20 protein-coding genes and 1 riboswitch are annotated in these 21760 nt (G+C 71.5%); of the genes, 2 read left to right on the top strand and 18 right to left on the bottom strand.

All coding sequences use genetic code 11. From position 1 onward, the window contains the following. Positions 1-33 precede the first annotated feature (33 nt). Positions 34-993, bottom strand: coding sequence for a LysM peptidoglycan-binding domain-containing M23 family metallopeptidase (locus WQO_RS30800; RefSeq protein WP_058954158.1), 960 nt, complete (start codon positions 991-993; stop codon positions 34-36). Positions 994-996: 3 nt separating this feature from the next. Continuing rightward, a riboswitch (cyclic di-AMP (ydaO/yuaA leader) is annotated at positions 997-1157 on the bottom strand. A gap of 444 nt (positions 1158-1601) precedes the next feature. Here WQO_RS30800 and WQO_RS30795 point away from each other — a divergent pair. Further along, positions 1602-2414 carry a tyrosine-protein phosphatase gene (locus tag WQO_RS30795; RefSeq protein WP_010058010.1) on the top strand — a complete coding sequence of 271 codons (813 nt, stop codon included), beginning with the start codon at positions 1602-1604 and terminating at the stop codon, positions 2412-2414. Positions 2415-2448: 34 nt separating this feature from the next. Here WQO_RS30795 and WQO_RS36490 read toward each other — a convergent pair whose 3' ends face one another. The 17 genes from WQO_RS36490 to WQO_RS30715 form a co-directional block, all read right to left on the bottom strand. Next, the gene (locus tag WQO_RS36490; RefSeq protein ID WP_010058012.1) at positions 2449-2622 is read right to left on the bottom strand and encodes a DUF6126 family protein; all 174 of its coding nucleotides are present in this window, start codon (positions 2620-2622) and stop codon (positions 2449-2451) included. Positions 2623-2685: 63 nt separating this feature from the next. Beyond that, positions 2686-3294: a helix-turn-helix domain-containing protein gene (locus WQO_RS30790; RefSeq protein ID WP_010058013.1), complete on the bottom strand. Its 609-nt coding sequence runs from the start codon at positions 3292-3294 to the stop codon at positions 2686-2688. A gap of 63 nt (positions 3295-3357) precedes the next feature. Beyond that, complete coding sequence (locus WQO_RS30785; RefSeq protein WP_010058014.1) at positions 3358-4755, bottom strand: aspartate aminotransferase family protein; 1398 nt, start codon at positions 4753-4755, stop codon at positions 3358-3360. Continuing rightward, a complete protein-coding gene (hpnH, locus tag WQO_RS30780; RefSeq protein ID WP_010058015.1) occupies positions 4752-5771 on the bottom strand; it encodes an adenosyl-hopene transferase HpnH in 1020 nt (339 codons plus the stop codon). The genes WQO_RS30785 and hpnH overlap by 4 nt, the downstream gene beginning before the upstream one ends. Positions 5772-5776: 5 nt before the next feature. Beyond that, positions 5777-6424 (bottom strand): phosphorylase family protein, encoded by a 648-nt coding sequence (locus tag WQO_RS30775; RefSeq protein ID WP_029182047.1) that lies wholly within the window; start codon positions 6422-6424, stop codon positions 5777-5779. Beyond that, complete coding sequence (gene shc / locus WQO_RS30770; protein WP_010058017.1) at positions 6424-8424, bottom strand: squalene--hopene cyclase; 2001 nt, start codon at positions 8422-8424, stop codon at positions 6424-6426. The genes WQO_RS30775 and shc overlap by 1 nt, the downstream gene beginning before the upstream one ends. Positions 8425-8531: 107 nt before the next feature. After that, positions 8532-9635 (bottom strand): polyprenyl synthetase family protein, encoded by a 1104-nt coding sequence (locus WQO_RS30765; protein ID WP_010058018.1) that lies wholly within the window; start codon positions 9633-9635, stop codon positions 8532-8534. Then, the gene (gene hpnE, locus WQO_RS30760) at positions 9632-11017 is read right to left on the bottom strand and encodes a hydroxysqualene dehydroxylase HpnE (protein WP_010058019.1); all 1386 of its coding nucleotides are present in this window, start codon (positions 11015-11017) and stop codon (positions 9632-9634) included. The genes WQO_RS30765 and hpnE overlap by 4 nt, the downstream gene beginning before the upstream one ends. A gap of 118 nt (positions 11018-11135) precedes the next feature. Beyond that, a complete protein-coding gene (hpnD, locus tag WQO_RS30755) occupies positions 11136-12056 on the bottom strand; it encodes a presqualene diphosphate synthase HpnD (protein ID WP_193407312.1) in 921 nt (306 codons plus the stop codon). 29 nt (positions 12057-12085) lie between these two features. Then, a complete protein-coding gene (gene hpnC / locus WQO_RS30750; RefSeq protein ID WP_010058021.1) occupies positions 12086-12997 on the bottom strand; it encodes a squalene synthase HpnC in 912 nt (303 codons plus the stop codon). 413 nt (positions 12998-13410) lie between these two features. Beyond that, positions 13411-14196 (bottom strand): ABC transporter ATP-binding protein, encoded by a 786-nt coding sequence (locus tag WQO_RS30745; RefSeq protein ID WP_030711508.1) that lies wholly within the window; start codon positions 14194-14196, stop codon positions 13411-13413. Next, a complete protein-coding gene (locus tag WQO_RS30740; protein WP_010058024.1) occupies positions 14189-15118 on the bottom strand; it encodes an ABC transporter permease in 930 nt (309 codons plus the stop codon). Before WQO_RS30740 ends, WQO_RS30745 begins: the two co-directional genes overlap by 8 nt. A gap of 101 nt (positions 15119-15219) precedes the next feature. Continuing rightward, a complete protein-coding gene (locus WQO_RS30735) occupies positions 15220-16092 on the bottom strand; it encodes a glycosyltransferase family 2 protein (RefSeq protein WP_010058025.1) in 873 nt (290 codons plus the stop codon). Positions 16093-16100: 8 nt separating this feature from the next. Beyond that, entirely contained in the window at positions 16101-16880 is a 780-nt protein-coding gene (locus tag WQO_RS30730) for a CDP-alcohol phosphatidyltransferase family protein (RefSeq protein ID WP_029182049.1), read from the bottom strand. Next, on the bottom strand, positions 16858-17919 hold the full coding sequence (locus WQO_RS30725; RefSeq protein WP_010058027.1) for an iron-containing alcohol dehydrogenase family protein: 1062 nt from the start codon (positions 17917-17919) through the stop codon (positions 16858-16860). Before WQO_RS30725 ends, WQO_RS30730 begins: the two co-directional genes overlap by 23 nt. Further along, complete coding sequence (locus WQO_RS30720) at positions 17907-18644, bottom strand: phosphocholine cytidylyltransferase family protein (RefSeq protein ID WP_010058028.1); 738 nt, start codon at positions 18642-18644, stop codon at positions 17907-17909. The genes WQO_RS30725 and WQO_RS30720 overlap by 13 nt, the downstream gene beginning before the upstream one ends. Beyond that, positions 18641-20395: a DUF5941 domain-containing protein gene (locus WQO_RS30715; protein ID WP_029182050.1), complete on the bottom strand. Its 1755-nt coding sequence runs from the start codon at positions 20393-20395 to the stop codon at positions 18641-18643. The genes WQO_RS30720 and WQO_RS30715 overlap by 4 nt, the downstream gene beginning before the upstream one ends. A gap of 317 nt (positions 20396-20712) precedes the next feature. On the opposite strand from WQO_RS30715, the gene galE reads away from it, so the two are divergent. Continuing rightward, positions 20713-21690: a UDP-glucose 4-epimerase GalE gene (galE, locus tag WQO_RS30710; RefSeq protein WP_010058030.1), complete on the top strand. Its 978-nt coding sequence runs from the start codon at positions 20713-20715 to the stop codon at positions 21688-21690. Positions 21691-21760 lie beyond the last annotated feature (70 nt).

The raw sequence follows: 21760 nt of genomic DNA, 5'->3' as shown, positions 1-21760 counted from the left end.
ACCGCCCCTCGGACACTTCTCGTCGCCGCTCGGTCAGACGGAGACGCCGTGCTGACGCAGGTAGGCGATCGGGTCGACGTCCGAGCCGTAGCTCGGGCCGGTGCGGACCTCGAAGTGCAGGTGCGGGCCGGTGGAGTTGCCGGTGGAGCCGGAGAGGCCGATCTGCTGGCCGCCGGTGACGGTCTGGCCGACCGAGACGTTCAGCGAGGACTGGTGGGCGTACTGGGAGTACATGCCGTCCTCGTGCTTGATGACGACCTCGTTGCCGTACGAGCCGCTGTTGCCGGCCGAGACGACGGTGCCCGGGCCGATGGCGAGGACGGGGGTGCCGGAGGCGGCCTGGAAGTCCGAGCCGGTGTGGTAGCCGCTGGACCAGCTGGCACCGGAAGCGCGGTACTGGGTGGTGACGTCGGCGTTGGCCAGCGGGGCGGACCAGCCGGAGCCGGTGGCCTCGGAGGAGCCGGTCTGCGCCGAGGCGCCGGAGCCCTCGGAGTCGTCGGCGGAGATGGTGTCGCCCTTCGGGGCCTCTTCCTTCGGCGCGGCCTTCGGGGCCGGTTCGGCCTTCTTCGGGGCGGCCTTGGGAGCGGCGGACTTCTCGGCCGGGGCGGAGCCCTTGGCGCCGAGGGTCAGCTTCATGCCCGGGTGGATCAGGCTGGGGTTGTCGCCGACGGTGGAGCGGTTGTCCTGGTAGAGCTTCTCCCACCCGCCCTTGAGCTGGTGCTCGGCGGCGATCTTCGACAGGTAGTCGCCGGCGACGACGGCGTACGTCTTCGGGGCGGCCTTCGACGCGGCGGGGGCGGCGGCCGGAGCGGTGTGCGCGGCGGCGACCGAGGCGGCGGCCGGCTTGGCGGCCGGGGCGGTCTGGCCGGCGGCGTTCGCGGCGGTGGCGCCGATGAGCGGGAGGGCGAGTGCGGCGCCGCCGGCCCCTGCGGCGAGGACGCCGCGGGAGATCGGGCCGGACTTCGGACGACGGTGCTTACCCTTTGCGGGCATGGGGAAGTTCCTCTCCGGCGCCTGCGAGGTGAGCTGTCGGGTTCGGGCTGGAGATGCCCGGTCGCATTGCGGCGACTTCACCCCTAGCCGGTCCGGATCTCTCCGGGTCGGCGGCTTACCTGGTTCCCCCGCTCCTGCCACACGTGAGTGGGTGGGTGCGAATTCCGGGCGGCGGCAGGATTAGGCGATCCGTCCGGATTGACGGTGACCGTAAACCGGTCAGGACGGGCGGAACAAGCCATCGGTTGCGCGGCGGAATCATCGATTCGATATCGCTCCGGATTTCCCGTCACACTCCGTGGATTACGGATCTTGGATTTCCGTACGGACAACGGGAATGTCCGACGGCGCGCTCACCACGGACCGTCACGGATATGATCCCGCTCACCTCCGAAATCCCATCTCCCCCATTAGCGGGGCACGTTCTGCTAAATGCCCCAATACGGACATGCTGGGGACGGAGCCCCTGACGCCACATCAGCCCGGCCTCCCCGGTACCCGTCGCCGGGGAGGCGGCCGTGATGATTTTCCGCCGAATCGATGTCGTATCGTCACGGGAGCGCCCTCGCCGGAGAGCCGCGCCGACGCCCGAGATCCCAGGAGCCCCCGTGACGCAGCAGGTGCCGCAGGTCCCGCCGACAGAGACCGTGCTGACCGGAGTCCGCAACTTCCGCGATGTGGGCGGGCTCCCCACGGCGGACGGGCGGCGCACCGCCTTCGGCCGGCTCTACCGCAGCGGCCATCTGGCGCACGCCACCGCCGAGGACGCGGCCTTCCTCGACGGCCTTGGACTGCACACGGTCTTCGACTTCCGCCACTCCGCCGACCACAAGCTCGACGGGTACGACATCGAGCTGACCGGTGTCCGCAATGTCAGCATTCCGCTCTCGGACCCGGCCGACGGCGCGGAGTTCTGGCGGCTGGTGGGCAGCGGGAACATCGAGCAGCTGCGGTCAGTCCTCTCGGGCGGCAAGGGCGTCGACCGCATGATCCGGATGTACCGCGCGACGATCGAGGACCGCACCGCCGAGCACAGCCGGGTGCTGCACGCCCTGGCCGAGGACAGCGTCCCGGCGCTGATGCACTGCGCGGCGGGCAAGGACCGGGCCGGCCTCTCGATCGCGGTCGCCCTGCTCGCGGTCGGCGTCGTTCCCGAGGCGATCGAGGAGGACTACCTCAAGTCCGACGATCTCCACCGCCGGTACAAGGTGAAGCGCTCCGACCCGTCCGGGGCCGGCATGTCGCCCGAGGTGCTGGAACTGCTGGACCCGCTGTTCGGGGCGCGGCCGGCCTATCTCGCGGCGGCCTTCACGGCCATCGAGGAGAACTGGGGAACGACGGACCGCTATCTGTCCGAGGGGCTGAAGATCTCCCCCGAGACCCGGGAGCGGCTGCGCGAGCGGCTGCTCGACGAGGGCTGACCCCTCCGGCGACCGCTCGCCCCGTGGTGGTCCGTCACTTGCTCCCGGCCACCACGAAGAGCAGGTAGAGGAAGGCCGCGACGAGGTGGCCCGCCACCAGATAGGCGAAGAGCCGGATGATGACGCCGCGCGGCATCCGCTTCTCCTGCGGGTCCTCGTTCACGCGGCGTCCGGGGCCCAGCGGGTCGTAGTGCTCGGAATCGGACATGACGGTCCTCTCTGTCGGCCTCGCGGCCGGTGGAGTGAAGGGTGGGCCGGCAGGGACGGCCGGTCAGCGCGGGTGCAGTCCGCTGCCGAGGCAGAGCTCGGCGGCGGGACTCTGCAGCAGGGAGTGGACGAAGAGCAGCTCCGCGCCGCAGCGGTCGACGGCCGCGATCCGGTGCGGGGTGAGCGAGTCGAAGTGGGCGCTGTCGCCGGGTTCGAGGTCGTGGACGGTGTCGCCGAGCCCGACCCGCAGCCGGCCCTCCAGGACGTACAGCCACTCCTCACCGGGGTGGACCCGGACGAGGTCGCCCTGGGCGCCGTACGGGACACGCACCCGCAGCGCCTGCATGGCACGGCCGGAGCCGCCCGCCTGCCGGTACATCCAGCCGTCGGCCTCCGTCCCCTCGAAGCCGCCGCCGCGGATGATCGCGTCCCGTTCGGGCGGCTGCTCGCCGAGCAGCTCGGAGACCGTCGTACCGTAGATGCGGGCGAGCCCCAGCAGCATCGGCAGCGAGGGCTGCCTGCGGCCGGTCTCCAGCCGGGAGAGATGGGCCGGGGAGAGCCCGGCCCGCTGGGCCGCGATCTCCAGGGTGAGGCCGCGGGCACGGCGCAGATCGCGCAGTCGGGGGGCGACGCCGGGGAGCTCGTCCGGCACCCCTTCGTCCGGAGGGTTCATGCCTCTATTGGGCCAGGACCTTTCCTCTGAGGCAAATAACTTGCCTCAGAGGCAAACGTCAGGTCAGCGGTTGGCCACGGCCTGCTTGACCAGCGTCCGGCCGAAGTCCCACATCAGCCCGCCGCCGCTGTGCGCGTCCTCCATGACGGAGGTGAACGCCGCCACGAACCGGTCCACCTCCGCGTCCCCGATGACCAGCGGCGGGATCAGTTTGATCACTTCGAGATGGTCGCCGGAGACCTGGGTGAGGATCCGGTGCTTCTGGAGCAGCGGCACCACGACCATCTGGGCGAAGAGACCCTTGCGGGCCGCCTGGAGCATGGTCCAGCGGCTGCGGAGCTTCAGCGAGGAGGGCCGGCCGAACTCGATGCCGATCATCAGCCCGCGGCCGCGCACCTCGTGCAGCAGTTCGTAGCGGTCCACCAGGGCCGCCAGCCGCTCACGCAGCAGATCACCGGTGCGCCGGGCGTTCGCGACGGTCTCCTCGTCCTCCATCACCGTCAGGACCGCGAGCCCGGCCGCCATCGCCTGGGCGTTGGAGCCGAAGCTCGCGGAGTGGACGAGGACCCGGTCCATCGAGGAGTAGACCTTGCGGAAGATCCAGTCCTTGCCGAGGGTCGCGCCGACCGGCACATAGCCGCCGGAGAGGGCCTTGGCCACGCACACCAGATCGGGCTCCACCCCCTCCTCGTGCTGGTAGGCGTAGAAGTCCCCGGTGCGCCCGAGGCCCGTCTGGACCTCGTCGGCGATCAGGAGGGCCTTGTGGCGGTGCAGCAGCTCCTGGGCCTCGCGCAGATAGCCGGGCGGCGCGGCGTGCACGCCCTTGCCCTGGATCGGCTCGACGACCAGGGCCGCGACGTCGCCCCGCTTCAGCTCGCGGCGCAGCGCGTCGAGGTCGCCGAGCGGGACGGCCGTATCCGGGAGCAGCGGGGCGAAGCCGTCGCGGAACCCGCTCTCCCCGTTGACGGACAGCGAGCCCGTGGTGAGCCCGTGGAAGGCGTGGTCGCAGTAGAGGACCCTGGGTTTCCCGGTGGCGTACCGGGCGAACTTGAGCGCTGTCTCGACCGCTTCCGTGCCGCTGTTGCCGAAGAAGACGCGGTCCAGGTGCGGGCTGTGGGCCAGCAGTTTCTCGGCGAGCAGTCCGGGCAGCGGCTGGCAGTCGAAGCGGGTGAGGTCGGCGAGCTGGGCGTCGAGCACGTCGTGGAGGGCCTTGCGGACGACCGGGTGGTGCCGGCCGATCCCCATGACGCCGAACCCGGCGAGCATGTCGAGGTAGTCGTTGCCCTCCGCGTCCCAGAAATACGCGCCCTCGGCCCGCTCGTAGACCTTGTCGAAGCCGATGGTGTGCAGCATGCGCGGCAGTTGGTGGTTCAGGTGGCGCGCATGGAGCTCGTACCGTTCGGCCCCGCGCTCGGCCAGGAGCCGCCCGAGGTCGAAGCCGCCCGGCCCGCCGTCCGTCACCGGTTGCCGCCCACGCTCTCCCGGGCCGCGCGCAGGGATTCCTTGAGCGATCCCATGGTGGCGAGCACGGCGGTGGGTTCGTAGCCGCAGTGGGCCATGCAGTTGGCGCAGCGCGGGTCCTTGCCCCGGCCGTACTTCTCCCAGTCGGTCTCCTCGATGAGCTGACGGTACGTCGGTACGTAGCCGTCGCTCATCAGGTAGCAGGGGCGCTGCCAGCCGAAGAGGGAGTAGTTCGGGATCGCCCAGGCGGTGCACGGGAAGTCCGCCTTGCCCTCCAGGAAGTCCAGGAAGAGCGGCGAGTGGTTGAGCCGCCAGCGGGCCCGGTTGCCGCCCGCGAAGGCCTTCTTGAACAGTTCGCGGGTCTGCTCGACGCCGAGGAAGTGCTCCTGGTCGGGGGCCTTCTCGTAGGCGTAGGCGGGAGAGATCATCATCTCGTCGACGTGCAGGTCGTCGTTGAGGTAGTTGAGGACCTCGATGATGGTCTGCGGGGTGTCGGTGTTGAAGAAGGTGGAGTTGGTGGTGACGCGGAAGCCGCGCGCCTTGGCCTCCTTCATCGCGGCGACGGCCTCGTCGAAGACGCCTTCCTTGGCGACCGACTCGTCGTGCCGCTCGCGCAGCCCGTCGATGTGCACGGCGAAGGCGAAGTACGGGGACGGGGTGAACTTGTCGAGCTTCTTCCGCATCAGCATCGCGTTGGTGCAGAGGAAGACGTACTTCTTCCGGGCGACGAGCTGGCGCACGATCTCGTCGATCTGCGGATGCATCAGCGGCTCGCCACCGGCGATGGACACCATGGGGGCCCCGGATTCGAGCACCGCGCCCACCGCCTGGGCGACCGGCATGCGCTGCTTCAGGACACCGGCCGGGTGCTGGATCTTGCCGCATCCCTCGCAGGCGAGGTTGCAGGCGAACAACGGCTCCAGCTCGACGATCAGCGGGAACTTCTCACGCTTGCGGAGCTTCTGTTCGAAGAGATACGTCGCAACCTTGATGGTCTGGCGGAGCGGCATGGCCATCTAGCTCACCTCCTGGGGAGCAGTAAAGATCGGTGCCATTCGTAGAAAGCCGGAAGGACGGCACGAAGTACGCGGAACGCCGATATTCCACCGCGGACCGTGCCGATACGGACGAGCTCATGCTCAGGAGCGTCCACGACCACCCGGACGGCCGCAACCGGGCGCGGTCCGTGACACAGGGCGGTACGCAGTGTCGCCGCGGACTCCATGTCGACCGCGATGGCCCCGCTCGCCCGCAGAGCGGCCCGCTCGGGCCCTCGTACGACGTGGTCGGAGCCGGTCAGCGGGCCGGTGTGGACGCTGCGGCCGGGAAGGGCGCGGGTGAGGGCGGCGACCAGGACGCCGGTGCCGGTGCAGGGGGTGGTGCCGTCCGCGTCCCGGGTCTCCTCGGCGACGACGAGGTCCCCGGGGTGCATCCCCGGGGCGAGCCCGGCGCAGAAGCCGGAGGCGATCACGGCGGCGTCGGGGACCCCGCCGGGGCCCAGGAGGCGCGCCACGGCCGCCTCCGCCGCCCGGGGGCCCATCCCGGTGCGCAGGACCCGGACCGGGCCCGGGGCGCCCCTGCCGCTGCGCAGGGCCACCTGCTCGATGCCGAGGGCGCAGGCGACCAGCAGCGGCGTCACGGGGCTCCCGGACCCTCGCGGATCGCCCATCAGGCCCCCTCGGCGGCGTCCGGGCGGTCCGCGAACGGGTCGCCGTGCACATAGCGCCCGAGTGCGGTGAGGGGAAAGACCTGGCGGTAGAGGTGGTAGTTGATCGAGAAGTCCCAGGGGAATCCGGTGCCGGTGAAATACGGCTCGTCCCAGGAGCCGTCGGCCTGCTGCGCCTCGGTCAGCCAGGTGACGCCCCGGGTGACCGAGGCGGTGTCCCGGCGTCCCGCGGCGAGGAGGGCGAGCAGCGCCCAGGCGGTCTGGGAGGCGGTGGACTCACCGTGCCCGATCCACTTCTCCTCCTGGTAGGAGCGCAGGTCCTCGCCCCAGCCGCCGTCGTCGTTCTGGACGGACTCCAGCCAGTCGACGGCCCGGCGGATCGCGGGGTGTCCCGCGGGCAGGCCGGCGGTGATCAGAGCGGGCACCACGGACCCGGTGCCGTAGACGTAGTTGACGCCCCAGCGGCCGAACCAGGCGCCGCACGCCTCCTGTTCGGCGAGCAGCCACTCGATGCCCTCGCGGGTACGGGGGTGGCTCGCGAGCCCCTCGACGGCGAGCATCTCCACGACATGGCCGGTGACGTCGGCAGACGGCGGGTCGATGACCTCGCCGAAGTCGCAGAAGGGCAGGCGGTTGGGGAAGGCGCTGGTGTTGTCGGCGTCGAAGGCGCCCCAAGCCCCGTTGCGGGACTGCATCCCGAGGTTCCAGCGGACCCCGCGGGCGATGGCGGACTCCAGCCGGGCGGGGTCGGGGTGGCGCACCCGGCGCAGCGCCAGGACGACTTCGGCGGTGTCGTCGATGTCCGGGTAGTTGTCGTTGTGGAACTCGAACGCCCAGCCGCCCGGGGGAAGTTCGGGTTTGCGGACCGACCAGTCGCCGGGTCTGGTGATCTCCTCGGCCAGCATCCAGTCGGCTGCCTTCACCAGGGCGGGGTGGTCGGGTCTGAGCCCGGCGTCGGCGAGTGCGATGGTGGCCAGGCAGGTGTCCCAGACGGGCGACTGGCAGGCCTCGATCATGCGGGCGCCGTCCTCGCGCCGGACGGCGAACCGGTCGAGCGAGGCCAGGCCGGCCTTCATCACCGGGTGGTCGAGGTCGTAGCCGAGGAGGTGCAGGGCGATGACCGAGTAGACGGCCGGAGGCTGGATCCCGCCCCAGCAACCGTCGTTCTCCTGGCGTTCGATGATCCAGCGGGCGGCCACGTTCATCGCGATGCGGCGGAGCGGGCGCGGGGCGACCTTGTGGTAGAGGTGCAGCCCTTTGTCGAGGCGCTGGAAGAGCCCGTCCCAACTGGTGGGCGGGGCAAGCTTTCTGGGCGGGTTGGGGTGGTCCGGGTCGGTGTGCAGCTCGTCCAGGGCGAACGGCGCGGGCCGCACGGGGCGCTTCGCGGAGACGATGGTGAGCGGCACGATGGTCTGCCGGGCCCAGCAGCCGAAGTCGTAGATGTTGAGCGGGACCCACTTGGGGAAGAACATCAGCTCGGGCGGGAGTTCGGGGAGGTCGTCCCATTTCCACCAGCCGAACAGGGCCAGCCAGATGCGGGTGAAGACGCGGGCGGCGGCGATGCCGCCCTGGTCGCGGATCCAGCCGGAGGCGCGGGCCATGTGCGGTTCGTCGGGGCGGTCCCCGGCCAGCCGCAGGGCGACGTACGCCTCGATCGTGGCGGAGAGGTCGCCGGGTCCGCCGTAGAAGGTGTTCCAGGTGCCGTCGCCGAGCTGTTCGCCGCGGATGAAGAGGGCCGCGGCCCGGGTGGTCTCGGGGTCCTGGATACCGAGGAACTGGCGCAGGAGCAGGTCCTCGGCGTCCATCGTGACGTTGGTGGCGAGGTCGCCCTTCCACCAGCCCTGCTCGTCCTGTCTGCCGAGGAGGTGCTCCACGGAGCGTTCCGCGGCCCGCCGCGCGGCGTCGGTGACATCGTCGGCGGCGGTTCTCGTGTCGGTCGGATCGTCGGCGGGGGCCCCGGTGATGTTCGCGGCCCCGGTCGATCCGTCGGTCGTCGCTGTCATGAGCTTCCCCTTACGTGCAGTCGGTTCTCTGCTGTGCTGGGGTCTCCGTCGGCCGGCGCCCCGGTGAGGGCGCCGGCCGGCGACTGCGAGTCATATGGAGAAAGTGATCATCTCTTGCGTACCACCACGAAGTCGGCGAGCCCGGTGAGCTGCTCCCGCACCCGGTGGGGCATGTCGACGGCGTGCAGCGCCTCGATGGCGTGTCCGTGCTGGCGACGGGCTTCCTGGGCGGTCCACTCGCGGCCGCCCGCCTCCTCGATGAGCGCCGCGCGGGCGGCGAACTCCTCTTCGGAGAAGCTGTCGAAGTCGTTGCTCTTGGCGTCGGCGGCGAGCAGTTCGCCGAGGCGCTCGGATGCCTCGCCGCCCGCGGCGAGCGCGGCGACGACCGGCAGGGACTTCTTGCGCTGGCGCAGGTCGCTCCAGGTCTGCTTGCCGGTGGACTCCGGGTCTCCCCAGATGCCGAGCAGGTCGTCGACGGCCTGGAAGGCGAGGCCGAGGTGGTAGCCGTACGCCTCCAGGGTGTCGGCGGTGCGGTCGTCGGCGCCGCCGAGCACCGCGCCGATGGAGACGGCGCAGGCCAGCAGGGCGCCGGTCTTGTTGCCCTCCATCTCCAGGCACTCCTCGACGGTGACCCGCTCGCGGTGCTCGTAGGAGATGTCCTGGGCCTGCCCGTCGATGAGCTTGCGGGTGGCGGTGGTCAGCCGGCGGGCCGCGCGGCCCGCCTCGACCGTGCCGAGCTCCAGCAGCAGGTCGTAGGCGAGGGCGAAGAGCGCGTCGCCGACCAGGATCGCCTGGGCGGGACCGTGCACCTTCCATACGGTGTCGCGGTGGCGGCGCTGTTCGTCGCCGTCCATCAGGTCGTCGTGCAGCAGCGAGAAGTTGTGCACGAGTTCGACGGCCACGGCGCCGGGGATGCCGGCCTCGGCCGGGGCGCCCGCCGCCTCGGCGGACAGCAGGGCGAGCGCGGGGCGTACGGCCTTGCCGCCGTCGCCGTCCGAGGGCCGGCCCTCGGCGTCGATCCAGCCGAAGTGGTACGCGGCGACGGTGTCCATGGGCGGCGCGAGCCGGTCCACGGCAGCCCGCAGGACCGGCGCTGACAGGGCTCGTCCGCGCTCCAGAAGCGCGGTGACGTCCGCGGTGTCAGCCACGGTGTCGAAAGCCGGATTCGCCGGGGTCACAGACTCTCCTCTTGTTCCGGTGGTACTGCTCATGCCGCCTCCTGCAGCGGATGTCCTGGGGGGCGGCCGAGGTCGTGGAGGGCCGCGTCGGCGGCGGCGGCGCCGCTGCGCACGGCACCCTCCATCGTCGCGGGCCAGCCGGTGTCGGTCCAGGCTCCGGCCAGCTGGAGGCCGGGCAGCCGGGTGCGGGGGCCGGGGCGCAGCCGCCCGACGCCCGGGGCGGGCGCGAAGGTGGCGGTGCGCTCCCGGGTGACGAAGAAGTCGCGGATGCCCGCGCCGCGGGCGGCGGGCAGCAGCCGCTCCAGCTCGGGCAGGTAGCGGGAGCGCAGTTCGGCGACGGGAAGGTCGATCTCGGCCTGGGCGGCCGACTGCGAGACCGCCAGATACTGCCCGGGGCCCTTGAGGCCCGAGGAGTGGGTGCGGTCGAAGACCCACTGGACCGGGGAGCCGATCGCGGCGAAGAACGGCCTGCGCAGCACCGCGCGGTCGTAGATGACGTGCACGTTGAGGATGGGAGCGCATGCGATGTCGAGCAGCAGCTCCGGCTCGTCCAGCGCGCCCGCGGGCAGCAGGTCGTGGGTCTCGGTCTGCGGCACGGCCAGCACGACGGTGTCGGCGGTGATCCGCTCCCCCGCGCTCTCCACGCTCCAGCGGCCGTCCTCGGTGCGGGTGAGGGAGCCGACCTTGGCGCGCAGTTCGGTGCGGACGCCCGCGGTGTCCAGGGCCTTGCGGGCGAGGGTGTCGTGCAGGTCGCCGAGGGGGACGGTCGCCCAGCCGATGTCGGCGGCGCCGGGGTCGGAGAGCAGGCCGGTCTTGAAGACCTTCGCCGCGAGCGCCATGGAGGCGTCCGGGGCGGTGGCGTTCAGGGTGGCGACGCCGACGAGGTCCCAGAGGGCCTCGATGGTGCGCTCGGACTGGCCGTGGCGGCGCAGCCAGGTGGCGAAGTCGATCCGGTCCAGCTCGGGGTCGGCGGGGTCGAGGCGGCCGAGCGCGAGGGCGGCCCGGCCCACGGCCGCCTTCTCGGCGAGCGAGAGGTGCGGATAGGCGGCGAGCCCGCCCGCCAGGTGCAGCGGTACGGGCAGGGCGGTGCGGCGGATCCGTCCCAGACGCGGCCCGGCGGCCCGGCCGACGTCCAGCACGGGCACGTCGAGGCGGTCCTGGAGCGGGGCCAGGTGCGCGGCGTCGATGCGGTCGAGGAACCAGCGGTAGCCGGTGCAGCAGCGCAGGTAGACGTGCTGGCCGTTGTCGACGGTGAGGTCGCCGCGCTGGAAGGAGAAGGCGAGGCCGCCGAGGCGGGGGCGTCCTTCCAGGAGGGTCACGTCGAGTCCGGCGTCGGCGAGGCGGAGCGCCGCCGTCACCCCGGCGAGGCCCCCGCCGACGACCACGCCGACGGGGCGCGGGCTCTCGTCGCTCATGCCTGCCCCTCCCGCCGGATCGTGACTGTCTGCCGGGTCCTCACCCTGCAGATCGTCGCAGTCAGTGACGCGTCGGGCCACCGGAGGGTTGCCCGGGGGCCGGAGACGCGCAGCCGCATCAGGCTCGCCCCCTGGCGGTGAGCCGCGAGATGTGGCGGGCGTCGAGACCGGACAGGCCGCGCACCGCGACGTAGGCCTTCTCGTGGCCGGGCAGGGAGACCCGGCCGCGCAGGACGGCTTCGGGGTCGCGCTCGATCCGGTCGAGGAGGCGGCGGTAGATCCCGGCCATCGCGGCGACGCAGGCGCCGCTGCGGCGGTCGAGCATCGGCAGCAGCCGGTAGCCCTCGGCGAACAGGGCGCGGGCGCGGCGGACCTCGAAGTGGACGAGGCCGGCGAAGTCGGACCCGGGGGGCGGGGTGGTCCGGTGGAACCCTGCCGAGCAGCCGAATTTGGCCAGGTCGTCGGCGGGCAGGTACGTGCGCCCGTTGCCCGCGTCCTCGCGGACGTCACGCAGGATGTTGGTGAGCTGGAGGGCGAGGCCGAGGGTGTCGGCGTACTCTGCGGCCCGCTCGGCCCCGCGGGCGCCCGGCGCGGTGCCGAAGACGCCGAGGCTGAGGCGTCCGATGGCTCCGGCGACGCAACGGCAGTAGGTCTTCAGATCGTCCCAGGTCTCGTAGGTCGCACCCCGGACGTCCATCAGGACGCCGTCGATCAGCTCGTCCAGTCCGCCGAGCGGGAGCGGGAAGCGGCGGGCGGCGTCGGCGAGCGCGACGGCCACCGGGTCGGTGTCGTCCTCCTCGACCTTGCCGTGCCGCACCCGGTCGAGCAGCTCGCGGGTGCTCTCCAGCCGGGTCCGCTTGGTCCCCGCGTCCAGCTCCCCGTCGCCGATGTCGTCGACCCGACGGGAGAAGGCGTACAGCGCCGACATGGCCTGCCGCTTCTCGTTCGGCAGCAGCCGGATGCCGTAGGCGAAGTTACGGGCCTGCTGTCCGGTGACGGCTTCGCAGTAACTGTATGCGGCCTGCACCGGCGGCGACATGTACGTCGTCTGTCCCTCCACGGTCCGGCTCACCTCTCTCCACGCGCTCTTCGCAAGACGGTTCCCACTTCACGCAGCAGGCTGGGCTTGGTGGCCTTGGGCGGTCCGGGCAGGACGTCGAACCCGGCGGCCGAGATCGCCGTGAGCGCGCTGCGGCCGCCCCCGACGAAGCCGGCAAGGAGCAGTTTCAGCCTGCCGTCGACGCTGCCCACCAGTGCGGGCCCCTCGTCCAGCAGGTCGCTCGCGCGCTGGGCCTCGTACGCGATCAGGGCGCGGACGGAGGCTCCGGCGGAGGGCGCGGCCAGGTCGGCTTCGGTGACCCGGAAGCGCTCCATGTCCTCGGCGGGCAGGTAGATCCGGTCGCGTTCCAGGTCCTCGGCGACGTCCTGGAGGTGCTCGACGATCTGGAGTGCGGTGCAGACCGCGTCGGAGCGGCGGACGCGCTCGGGGCTGGTGGTGCCGGTGAGGGCGAGGACCAGGCGGCCGACGGGGTTCGCGGAGAGCTCGCAGTAGGCGGCGAGCTCGGCGTACGTGCCGTAGCGGCGGACCTTCTGGTCCTGGCGGTTCGCCTCGATCAGGCCGAGGAAGGGTTCGGGGGTGAGCGCGCGGCGCCGCGCGGTGGGGCGCAGGTTGCGCAGCAGGGGGTGGTGCGGCTCCTCGCCGGTGGTGGCGAAGACCCGGCGAAGATCGGCCTCCAGGGCGTCGAGCATGGCGAGGCGGTCGTCGCTCTGCTCCGGCTCCAGGCCGAGGTGGCGGGCGTCCGCGCCGCCGGGGGCGAGGTCGCCGTCGCCGATGTCGTCGACGAGCCGGGCGAATCCGTAGACCGCCATCAGGTCCCCGCGCCAGGCGCGGGGCAGGAAGAAGGGCGCCACGGGGAAGTTCTCGTCCGCGGCCTTGCCGAGGGTGGCGTCGCCGGTGCGCGCCGTGGGGGTCGGGGTCACTGCGGACCGCCCGGCGCGGGGACGGCGAAACCACGTCGGAGCTGGAGATCTTCCGTCATTGCCGTCACATCTCCCGTTCTACACTGCTGACCCAAAACAACCCTTTTCGGACACGCCGCTCAGCCTTCCGAGTGCACTGCGGCAGAGCGTCGATGGAGCGGCGTATCGCCCCACTTGCCATGAATCAGCACCGCTCCAGCTTACGTTGTACAGCTCACGGGGGGTCGGCGGGGTGGAGCGCCCGCCACCGCTTCCCGGCCGTCCCCGTCAACCTTCCCCGCGCACGGCTGACTTGACGTCCCCCGCCGGGAGGAGATCGACCCCGGCCCCTACTGCGGGGGGCCTGCCCGGCAACGGGCACCGCACGGCCCCCGCCGGACGGATCCGGCGGGGGCCACGGGGTGGGCTCGGGGCTACTTGCCCGTCTCGCGCTCGTACGCCTTGAGGACTTCCTCGGTGGGGCCGTCCATCAGCAGCTCGCCCTTCTCCAGCCACAGCGCACGGTCGCAGGTGTCCCTGATCGACTTGTTGTTGTGGCTGACCAGGAAGACCGTGCCCGCCTCCTTGCGCAGCTCGCGGATCCGCTCCTCGGAGCGGATGCGGAACTTGCGGTCACCGGTGGCCAGCGCCTCGTCGATCATGAGGACGTCGTGGTTCTTGGCCGCGGCGATCGAGAAGCGCAGCCGCGCCGCCATGCCGGAGGAGTACGTCCGCATCGGCAGGGTGATGAAGTCGCCCTTCTCGTTGATGCCGGAGAAGTCGACGATCTCCTGGTAGCGGGAGCGGATCTCGGCCTGGGTCATCCCCATGGCCAGACCGCCGAGCACGACGTTGCGCTCACCGGTGAGGTCGCTCATCAGGGCCGCGTTCACGCCGAGCAGCGAGGGCTGGCCATCGGTGTAGACATGGCCGGATTCGGTCGGCAGCAGACCGGCGATGGCCCGTAGCAGCGTCGACTTGCCGGAGCCGTTGGTGCCGATGAGGCCGATGGCCTCGCCGCGGTAGGCGGTGAAGGAGACACCGCGTACGGCGTGCACCTTCCGGACGCCGCGCGGTTCGCCCTTGCCGCGCCGCACCATGCGGCTCAGCGCGGCGGTGGCGCTGCCCCGGCCGCCGCCCGCGCCGTTGACCCGGTACACGATGTGCACGTCGTCGGCGATCACCGTGGGGATACGCCCCTGCGCGTTGTCGTCAGCCACGGCCGTACCGCTCCTCCGCCTTCCAGAAGTACACGAATCCCACGACGCCCAGCAGCACGGCCCAGCCCAGCCCGGCGGCCCAGACGTGGTCCGGCAGGTTCTCGGAGCCGTACCCGTCGATCATGGCGAAGCGGACCAGGTCCATGTAGATCGCCGCCGGGTTGTACTGGAGCACGTCCGCGATCCAGGCCGGCTTGTCCTTCAGCATCACCGGGATGGAGAACATGACGCCCGAGGCGTACATCCAGGTGCGCATGATGAAGGGCATCAGCTGCGCGAGGTCGGGGGTCTTGGAGCCGAGCCGCGCCATGACGAGGGCGAGGCCGGTGTTGAAGACGAACTGGAGAAGCAGGGCGGGGATCACCAGGAGCCACGACAGCGAGGGGTAGCTGCCGAAGATCACGGCGACCGCGACCAGCACGATCATCGAGAAGAGCAGCTGCTGGAGCTGCTGGAGCGAGAAGGAGATGGGCAGTGAGGCCCGGGGGAAGTGGAGGGCCCGGACCAGGCCGAGGTTGCCGGAGATCGACCGGACACCCGCCATCACCGAGCTCTGGGTGAAGGTGAAGACGAAGACGCCGGTGACCAGGAACGGCACGAAGACGTCGTGGGGGATCCCCTCCCTCGTCCCCAGGATCAGGCCGAAGATCAGGTAATAGACACAGGCGTTCAGCAGGGGTGTGACCACTTGCCACAGCTGGCCCAGCTTGGCCTGGCTGTACTGGGCGGTCAGTTTCGCCCGGGAGAAGGCCAGGATGAAGTGGCGTCGGCCCCAGAGCTGTCGCATGTACGCGAACAGCCCCGGCCGGGCGCCGCTCACGGTCAGGCCGTACTTGGCGGCCAGCTGGGCCGCGTCGAGGCCCTCGTCGGCGGACGGCGGGGTCCCGAGGGCTACCCCACCGTCGTGGGTCGTCTCACTCACAAGTTGAAACTCTCGTCTTCACGCGCAGCCAGTCGCGGGCGCGGCTCAGGCGGACAGGTTCCGGAAAGAAAATACGCCTCATGCTCTCAGAGGTAAGCGTCTCAGATGACCGGAGGTCGGCCCAGCCTCGTCAGCCGCCACACCGTACGCCACTTCATCGGGCGCCGGATTCCGCAAGGGGCCGTCCAGCCTTCCCGGAATCCGCCGAACCATGCCTTCAGCGCCGGCCGGGACGGGCGCCTGACCAGGGTCAGCAGCAGCCAGACCCCCGTGTAGAGGGGGACCAGCGGGGCGGGCAGGTTCCGGCGGGCGAGCCAGACCCGGTTGCGGGCGACCATGCGGTGGTAGACCGCGTGCCGGGAGGGGGCGGTGGTGGGGTGGTTCAGCACCATGTCGGCGCGGTAGTCGATCATCCAGCCCGCGTCCAGCGCCCGCCAGGCGAGGTCCGTCTCCTCGTGGGCGTAGAAGAAGTCCTCGGGCAACGGGCCGACCTCGGCGATGACCTTGGTGCGGACGGCGTTGGCTCCGCCGAGGAACGTCGTGACGCGCGAGGAGCGCATCGGGTCGGCGGCCCGCAGCCGGGGCACGTGCCGCCGCTGGGTGGCGCCGGTGTCCGGGTCGGCGATGCGGAAGGTGACGATCCCGAGCTTCGGGTCCGCCTCGAACGCCTGCCGGCACAGCTCGGCGGTGTCGCGGTTCGGGAGCAGTCCGTCGTCGTCCAGGAAGAGCAGCGCGTCCACGTCCGCCCCGCAGGGACCGAACGCCTCGATGCCGACGTTGCGGCCGCCGGGGATGCCCAGATTCTCGGGCAGCTCCACCGTGCGCACCCCGGCGGGCACGTCGGGGACCGGGGCGCCGTTGCCGACCACCACGACCTCGATCCGGTCACCGTGCTGGGCGGTGACCGAGTCGAGGAGGGCGCGGAGCTCGTCCGGGCGGTTGCCCATGGTGATGATCACCGCGCCCAGTTTCATGGGAAGGGTCACTTCAGCCTGCTGGACGCCAGGACGGACACCAGGTGCAGCAGGGTCTGCAGCAGCGCGATGCCGGCCATGACCGCCACGGTCAGGCGGGTGTAGAAGAGATCGCCCGCGATCGCGTCCACGACGGCCACCACGAGGATCACCAGGGATGCCTCGATGCCGAGGATCAGCCGGTGGAACTTGAGCGCGGCGGCGGCCTTGCGGGCCAGCGCCATACCGGAGGAGCGCGGCTCGGACGCCGCTTCCTTCACCGGCGGCAGCCCGCCCTGGTGACGGGCCACGCCCACCAGGTCCGTCTCGGCCTTGATCAGGATCGCGCCGAGCGCGGCGAGCGTCCCGAGGAACGCCCAGAGCCAGTCGATCCGTCCCTCGCCCCAGATGTCGGCGGCCCGCAGGCCGAGGCCCACCAGCACCGCCGCGTCGCACAGATAGGCCGCGACGCGGTCGAGGTAGACCCCGCTGAGCGAGTACTGCTTCTTCCAGCGGGCCAGCTCGCCGTCCACGCAGTCGAAGAGCAGGTAGAGCTGGACCATCACCACGCCGAGCACGGCGCCCCAGACGCCCGGCACCAGCAGCGCAGGGGCGGCCAGCGCGCCGGCCAGCGTCATGACGTACGTGACCTGGTTCGGCGTGACGCGGGTGTTGACCAGGTAGCGGTCCACGCGCAGCGAGACCTCGCGCATGTACATGCGCCCGGCCCAGTGCTCGCCGCTGCGCCGGTCCTTCACGCCCGGAGGGTGAACGACCGGACGGAGTTCAGCTACTGATGGTCGTCGCATAGTCGGCGTACGCGTCCCTGATCTGGTCGGTGGACAGGTTGAGGTGCTCCAGGACCGTGAAGCGTCCCGGACGCGTCTGCGGCGCGTAGTCGACGGCCTTCACGAACTCGTCGACGCTGAACCCGATCTCCTCCGGCAGGACCGGCAGACCGTGGCGGCGCAGTATCGATGCCATCAGGAGCGACTCCTGGCGGGCACCGCGCAGATGCATGGCGAAGCAGGCGCCGAGGCCGACCTGTTCGCCGTGGCTGGCCGCGCGCTGGGGGTAGAGCAGGTCGAAGGCGTGGTTGATCTCATGGCAGGCGCCGGACGCCGGACGCGAGTCGCCCGCGACCGACATCGAGATGCCCGTCAGGACGAGCCCTTCGGCCAGCACCTTCAGGAAGGCGTCGTCGCCGACGCCGCCCGGGTGGCGCAGCACGGCCTCGCCGGCCTGGCGGGCCATCGCGGCCGCGAGCCCGTCGATCTCCTCGCCGTTGACCTCGTGGGCCAGCTCCCAGTCGGCGACGCAGGAGATGTTCGAGACCGCGTCGCCGATGCCGGAGCGGACGTAACGGGCGGGCGCCTCACGGATCACGTCGAGGTCGATGACCACGGCGATCGGGGTGGGGACCCCGTAGGAGCCGCGTCCGTTGTCGTTGTCCAGCGTGGCGACCGGCGAGCACAGGCCGTCGTGCGAGAGGTTCGTCGCGACGGCGACCATGGGCAGCCCGACCCGCGCCGCGGCGTACTTCGCCACGTCGATGATCTTGCCGCCGCCGAGGCCCACCACGGCGTCGTACCGGTTGCCCTTGATGCCGTCGGCGAGCTTCACCGCGGAGTCGATCGTGCCGTCGGCGACCGGATACCAGTCGGCACCGGGCAGGACCGGGGCGAGCCGCTCCTTCAGGGCGCGCCCGGAGCCGTCGCTGATCGCGATGGCGAGCTTGCCCGAGGAGGAGATCCGCTGATCGGCCAGGAGACCCGCCAGATCGTCCATGGCGCCGCGTCGGATGTCGACGACGACCGGGGACGGAATGAGCCGGGTCAGTACTGGCACGCGATCTCCCGGCCCTTCTTGAGGTCGTCGTGGTTGTCGATCTCGACCCAGGTCACGGTGCCGATGGGGGCCACGTCGACGGTGAAGCCGCGGTTCACGAGCTCCTGGTAGCCGTCCTCGTAGTAGAGGTCGGGGTCGCGCTCGAAGGTGGTCTTCAGCGCGTCCGCCAGCTCCTCGGCGGCCTCGGCCTCGATGAGGGTGACGCCGATGTACTCACCGGTGGCGGTGGCCGGGTCCATCAGCTTGGTGATGCGCTGGACGCCCTTGCCGTCCTCGGTGATGACCTTCATCTCCTCGTCGGCAAGCACCTTCTCGGTGTCCAGGGCGAGGATGATCTTCTGGCCCTTGCCGCGGGCGTCCAGGAGGGTCTTCTCGACGGAGACCGGGTGCACGGTGTCACCGTTGGCGAGGATCACGCCGCGCTTGATGACGTCACGGGCGCACCACAGGGAGTAGGCGTTGTTCCACTCCTCGGCCTTGTCGTTGTCGATCAGCGTGAGGCTGAGGCCGTAGGTGGCCTCCAGCTCGGCCTTGCGGGCGTAGACGGCCTCCTTGCGGTAGCCGACGACGATCGCGACCTCGGTGAGTCCGACCTCGGCGAAGTTGGCCAGCGTGAGGTCGAGGACCGTCTTGTCGCCGTCGACAGGGACGAGCGCCTTGGGGAGCGTGTCCGTGTAGGGGCGCAGACGTCGTCCTGCACCGGCTGCCAGTACGAGGCCGATCATGCGAGTTCTCCTTCGTCGTGTACGGCGGGAGCCGAGGAGGACACCCAGAAGCGGATGGACTCCACGAGCACCACCAGAGCCACGGCGACCGCGAGCGCGGTCAGGGCCGTGGTGAAACCTGCGGCGTGGGTGAGTACGGCGGCGAGGACGGCCACCAGCGCGGTGCGGCCCTCGTGTCCACCGATCGTCCGCACCAGCCACTGGGGCGGCGCGCCGGTGCCTCCGCGGATGCGGTACACCGTGTCGTAGTGATGGTAGGCGACGGCCGAGACCAGCCCGAAGGCCGCCGGAACGGCGTGCGCGGCGTCGCTGCGGGCCGCCAGCACGAGGATCGTGACGTACTCCGCCGCCCGGAAGAACGGCGGCACCAGCCAGTCGAGCGCGCCCTTGAGCGGGCGGGCGACGGCGAGGCCGGAGAGGACCACGTACACCGCGGCGGCGGCGACGGTGAGCCAGCTGCCGTAGGGGAGGAAGAGGGCCCCGCCGATCATGACGAGCGTGCCGAGCAGGGCGACGGCAGGTGCCGTGAACGCGCCCCGGAGTCCGGGGGCGACCGCCGCCACGCCCTGGGCGAGGGGCCCGGAGTCGGCGAGGTCCGCGAGGGCCTGGGCGGCGCGGTCGGTGCGGCTGGCCCGGCGGGTCAGCGAGCGCAGCAGACGGCCCGCGGTGGTGTAGCAGGCGGCCAGCGCGCAGCCGATGAGCAGCGCGTAGAAGACGATACGGGGGGTGGTGAGCGCGGTCAGGACCGCGATCATGGCCCAGCGCTCGCCGATCGGCAGCACGATCATCCGGCGCGCCCAGACCGTCCAGCCGACGCTGTCGAGCTTGTCCGAGAGGGCGGCGGTGGGGCTGGTGTTGGCGACCGCGTCGTGGTTGGCCTCGTTGAACGAGAAGTCCACGACATGGCGGCAGGCCTGGAGAACCATCGCGCCGAGCGCCAGCACCCAGACGTCATCACCGCCGCGGACGGCGCCGATGGCGAGCCCCGCGTAGTACGCGTACTCCTTGGCCCGGTCGAAGGTGGCGTCCAGCCAGGCGCCCATCGTGGAGTACTGCAGCGAGTAGCGGGCGAGCTGGCCGTCGGTGCAGTCCAGCACGAAGGAGACCAGCAGCAGGATCCCGGCGGCGACGTAGCCGCCGCGGGTTCCGGTGGCCGCCGCGCCCGCCGCGACGAGCGCGGTGATCAGGGACGCGGTGGTGACCTGGTTCGGGGTGAGACCCCGGCGGGCGCACCAGCGGGCGATGTAGCGGGAGTACGGGCTGATGGCGAAGGTGGTGAAGAAGCCGTCGTGGGCCTTCACCGCGCTGCGCAGCCGGACCGCCTCGTCGTCGACCTCGTCGCGGGCGCTCTCGGCGGTCGCCCGCGCTCCGGCGTCGGTGGGGACGGTGGCGGTGAGCGATCCCAGCTCGGGGCGCTTGACGGCGGTGCCCTCGGCCTCCAGCGCCACGGCGATCCGGCCGGGGACGGTGCGGTCATCGGGCGCCGGGTCGGTGTCCGGGGCGACGACGGGGGCGCCCGCGCCGACGGCGGCCGTGGTGCGCCGGAGTGCGCGCAGCAGGGCGCCGCGCGCCTCGGGCTGGGCGGTGAGCGCACCGGGCACGGTGGCGGCGGCGAAGCGGGGGTCGGTCAGCCCGAGCCGCAGCGCGTGGACGTGGCCGACGAAACGCGGATCGACGAGGGCGACCCGGCGGCCGGCCGGGACGGCGGCGAGGAGGGTCGCGGCGTCATCGGCGTCGGCGGCGGTCTGCACGTCGAAGCCCAGGGACCGCAGATCGTCCACGAGCGACGACCCGGGTACCGGCGTACCGGTGAGGATGGCGGTCGACAGACGAACTCACTCCTTGGCACTGACGTGGACGACACACGGCGGCACGGCCACATGGCGGGCCGGCGGCGTGTCGGCTGAGGCTATCGGATGAACGGAAGACCGAGTTCACCACCCGTTTGTGCGCCGTTCGGGTGGACCTGGGAAGTCGGGCGCCGTTCGCGATCATCATCATCGATCGGGGGCCCGGCCCACAAACCCGTGGGGCGGGCGGCGGGAACGCTGCGCTTAGGCTGGCGGTCATGACATGGCTGATCACAGGCGGGGCAGGTTACATCGGGGCACACGTGGCGCGTGCCATGGTCGCGGCGGGCGAGCGGGTCGTGGTGCTCGACGACCGCTCCAGCGGCATCGCCGAGCGGCTACCGGACGCTGTCACGCTGGTGGAGGGCTCCGCCTCCGACCGGGTCCTGCTGGACCGGGTGCTGGCCGGTCACGCGGTGAGCGGCGTGGTGCATCTCGCGGCGAAGAAGCAGGTCGGCGAGTCCGTGGAGAAGCCGCTGCTGTACTACCGGGAGAACGTCGCGGGACTGACCGTCCTGCTGGAGGCCGTGGTCGCGGCGGGGGTGCGGCGCTTCCTCTTCTCGTCCTCGGCGGCCGTGTACGGCGTACCGGACGTGGACCTCATCACGGAGGAGACGCCCTGCCTCCCCATCAACCCGTACGGCGAGACGAAGCTCACCGGTGAGTGGCTGGTGCGGGCCACCGGCAAGGCGCACGGCCTTTCGACGGCCTGCCTGCGGTACTTCAACGTGGCCGGCGCGGCCGCGCCGGAACTCGCGGACACCGGGGTCTTCAACATCGTGCCGATGATGTTCGAGCGGCTGACGCAGGGCGAGGCCCCCCGGATCTTCGGCGACGACTACGCGACACCGGACGGCACCTGCATCCGCGACTACATCCACGTCGCCGATCTGGCCGAGGCGCACCTCGCGGTCGCGCGCCGGCTGGACGAGACGGGCGCGGGCGATCTGACGCTGAACGTCGGCCGGGGCGAGGGTGTCTCCGTACGGGAGCTCGCGGACGTGATCGGCGAGGTGACGGGGAGCGATCTGAAGCCGGTGGTCGAGCCGCGCCGGGCCGGGGACGCGCCGAAGGCGGTGGCGTCGGCCGCGCGGATCACCGCGGAGCTGGGCTGGACGGCCCGGCGGGGTGTGCGCGAGATGGTCGAGTCGGCCTGGGAGGGCTGGTGCCTGAACCACCCCGAGGCCCGTCCGTGATCGGTTCCAGGTGGCGTCCTTGATCGTGTCAACGCTCTGACCTGCGGAACGTTTCCGCAGGTCAGGGCAC

This window comes from Streptomyces globisporus C-1027 (assembly GCF_000261345.2).
In the GTDB taxonomy this organism is placed as follows: Bacteria; Actinomycetota; Actinomycetes; order Streptomycetales; family Streptomycetaceae; genus Streptomyces; species Streptomyces pakalii.
The sequence above is the reverse complement of the archived record's forward strand: the minus strand, read 5'-3'. Positions and strand labels throughout refer to the sequence as shown.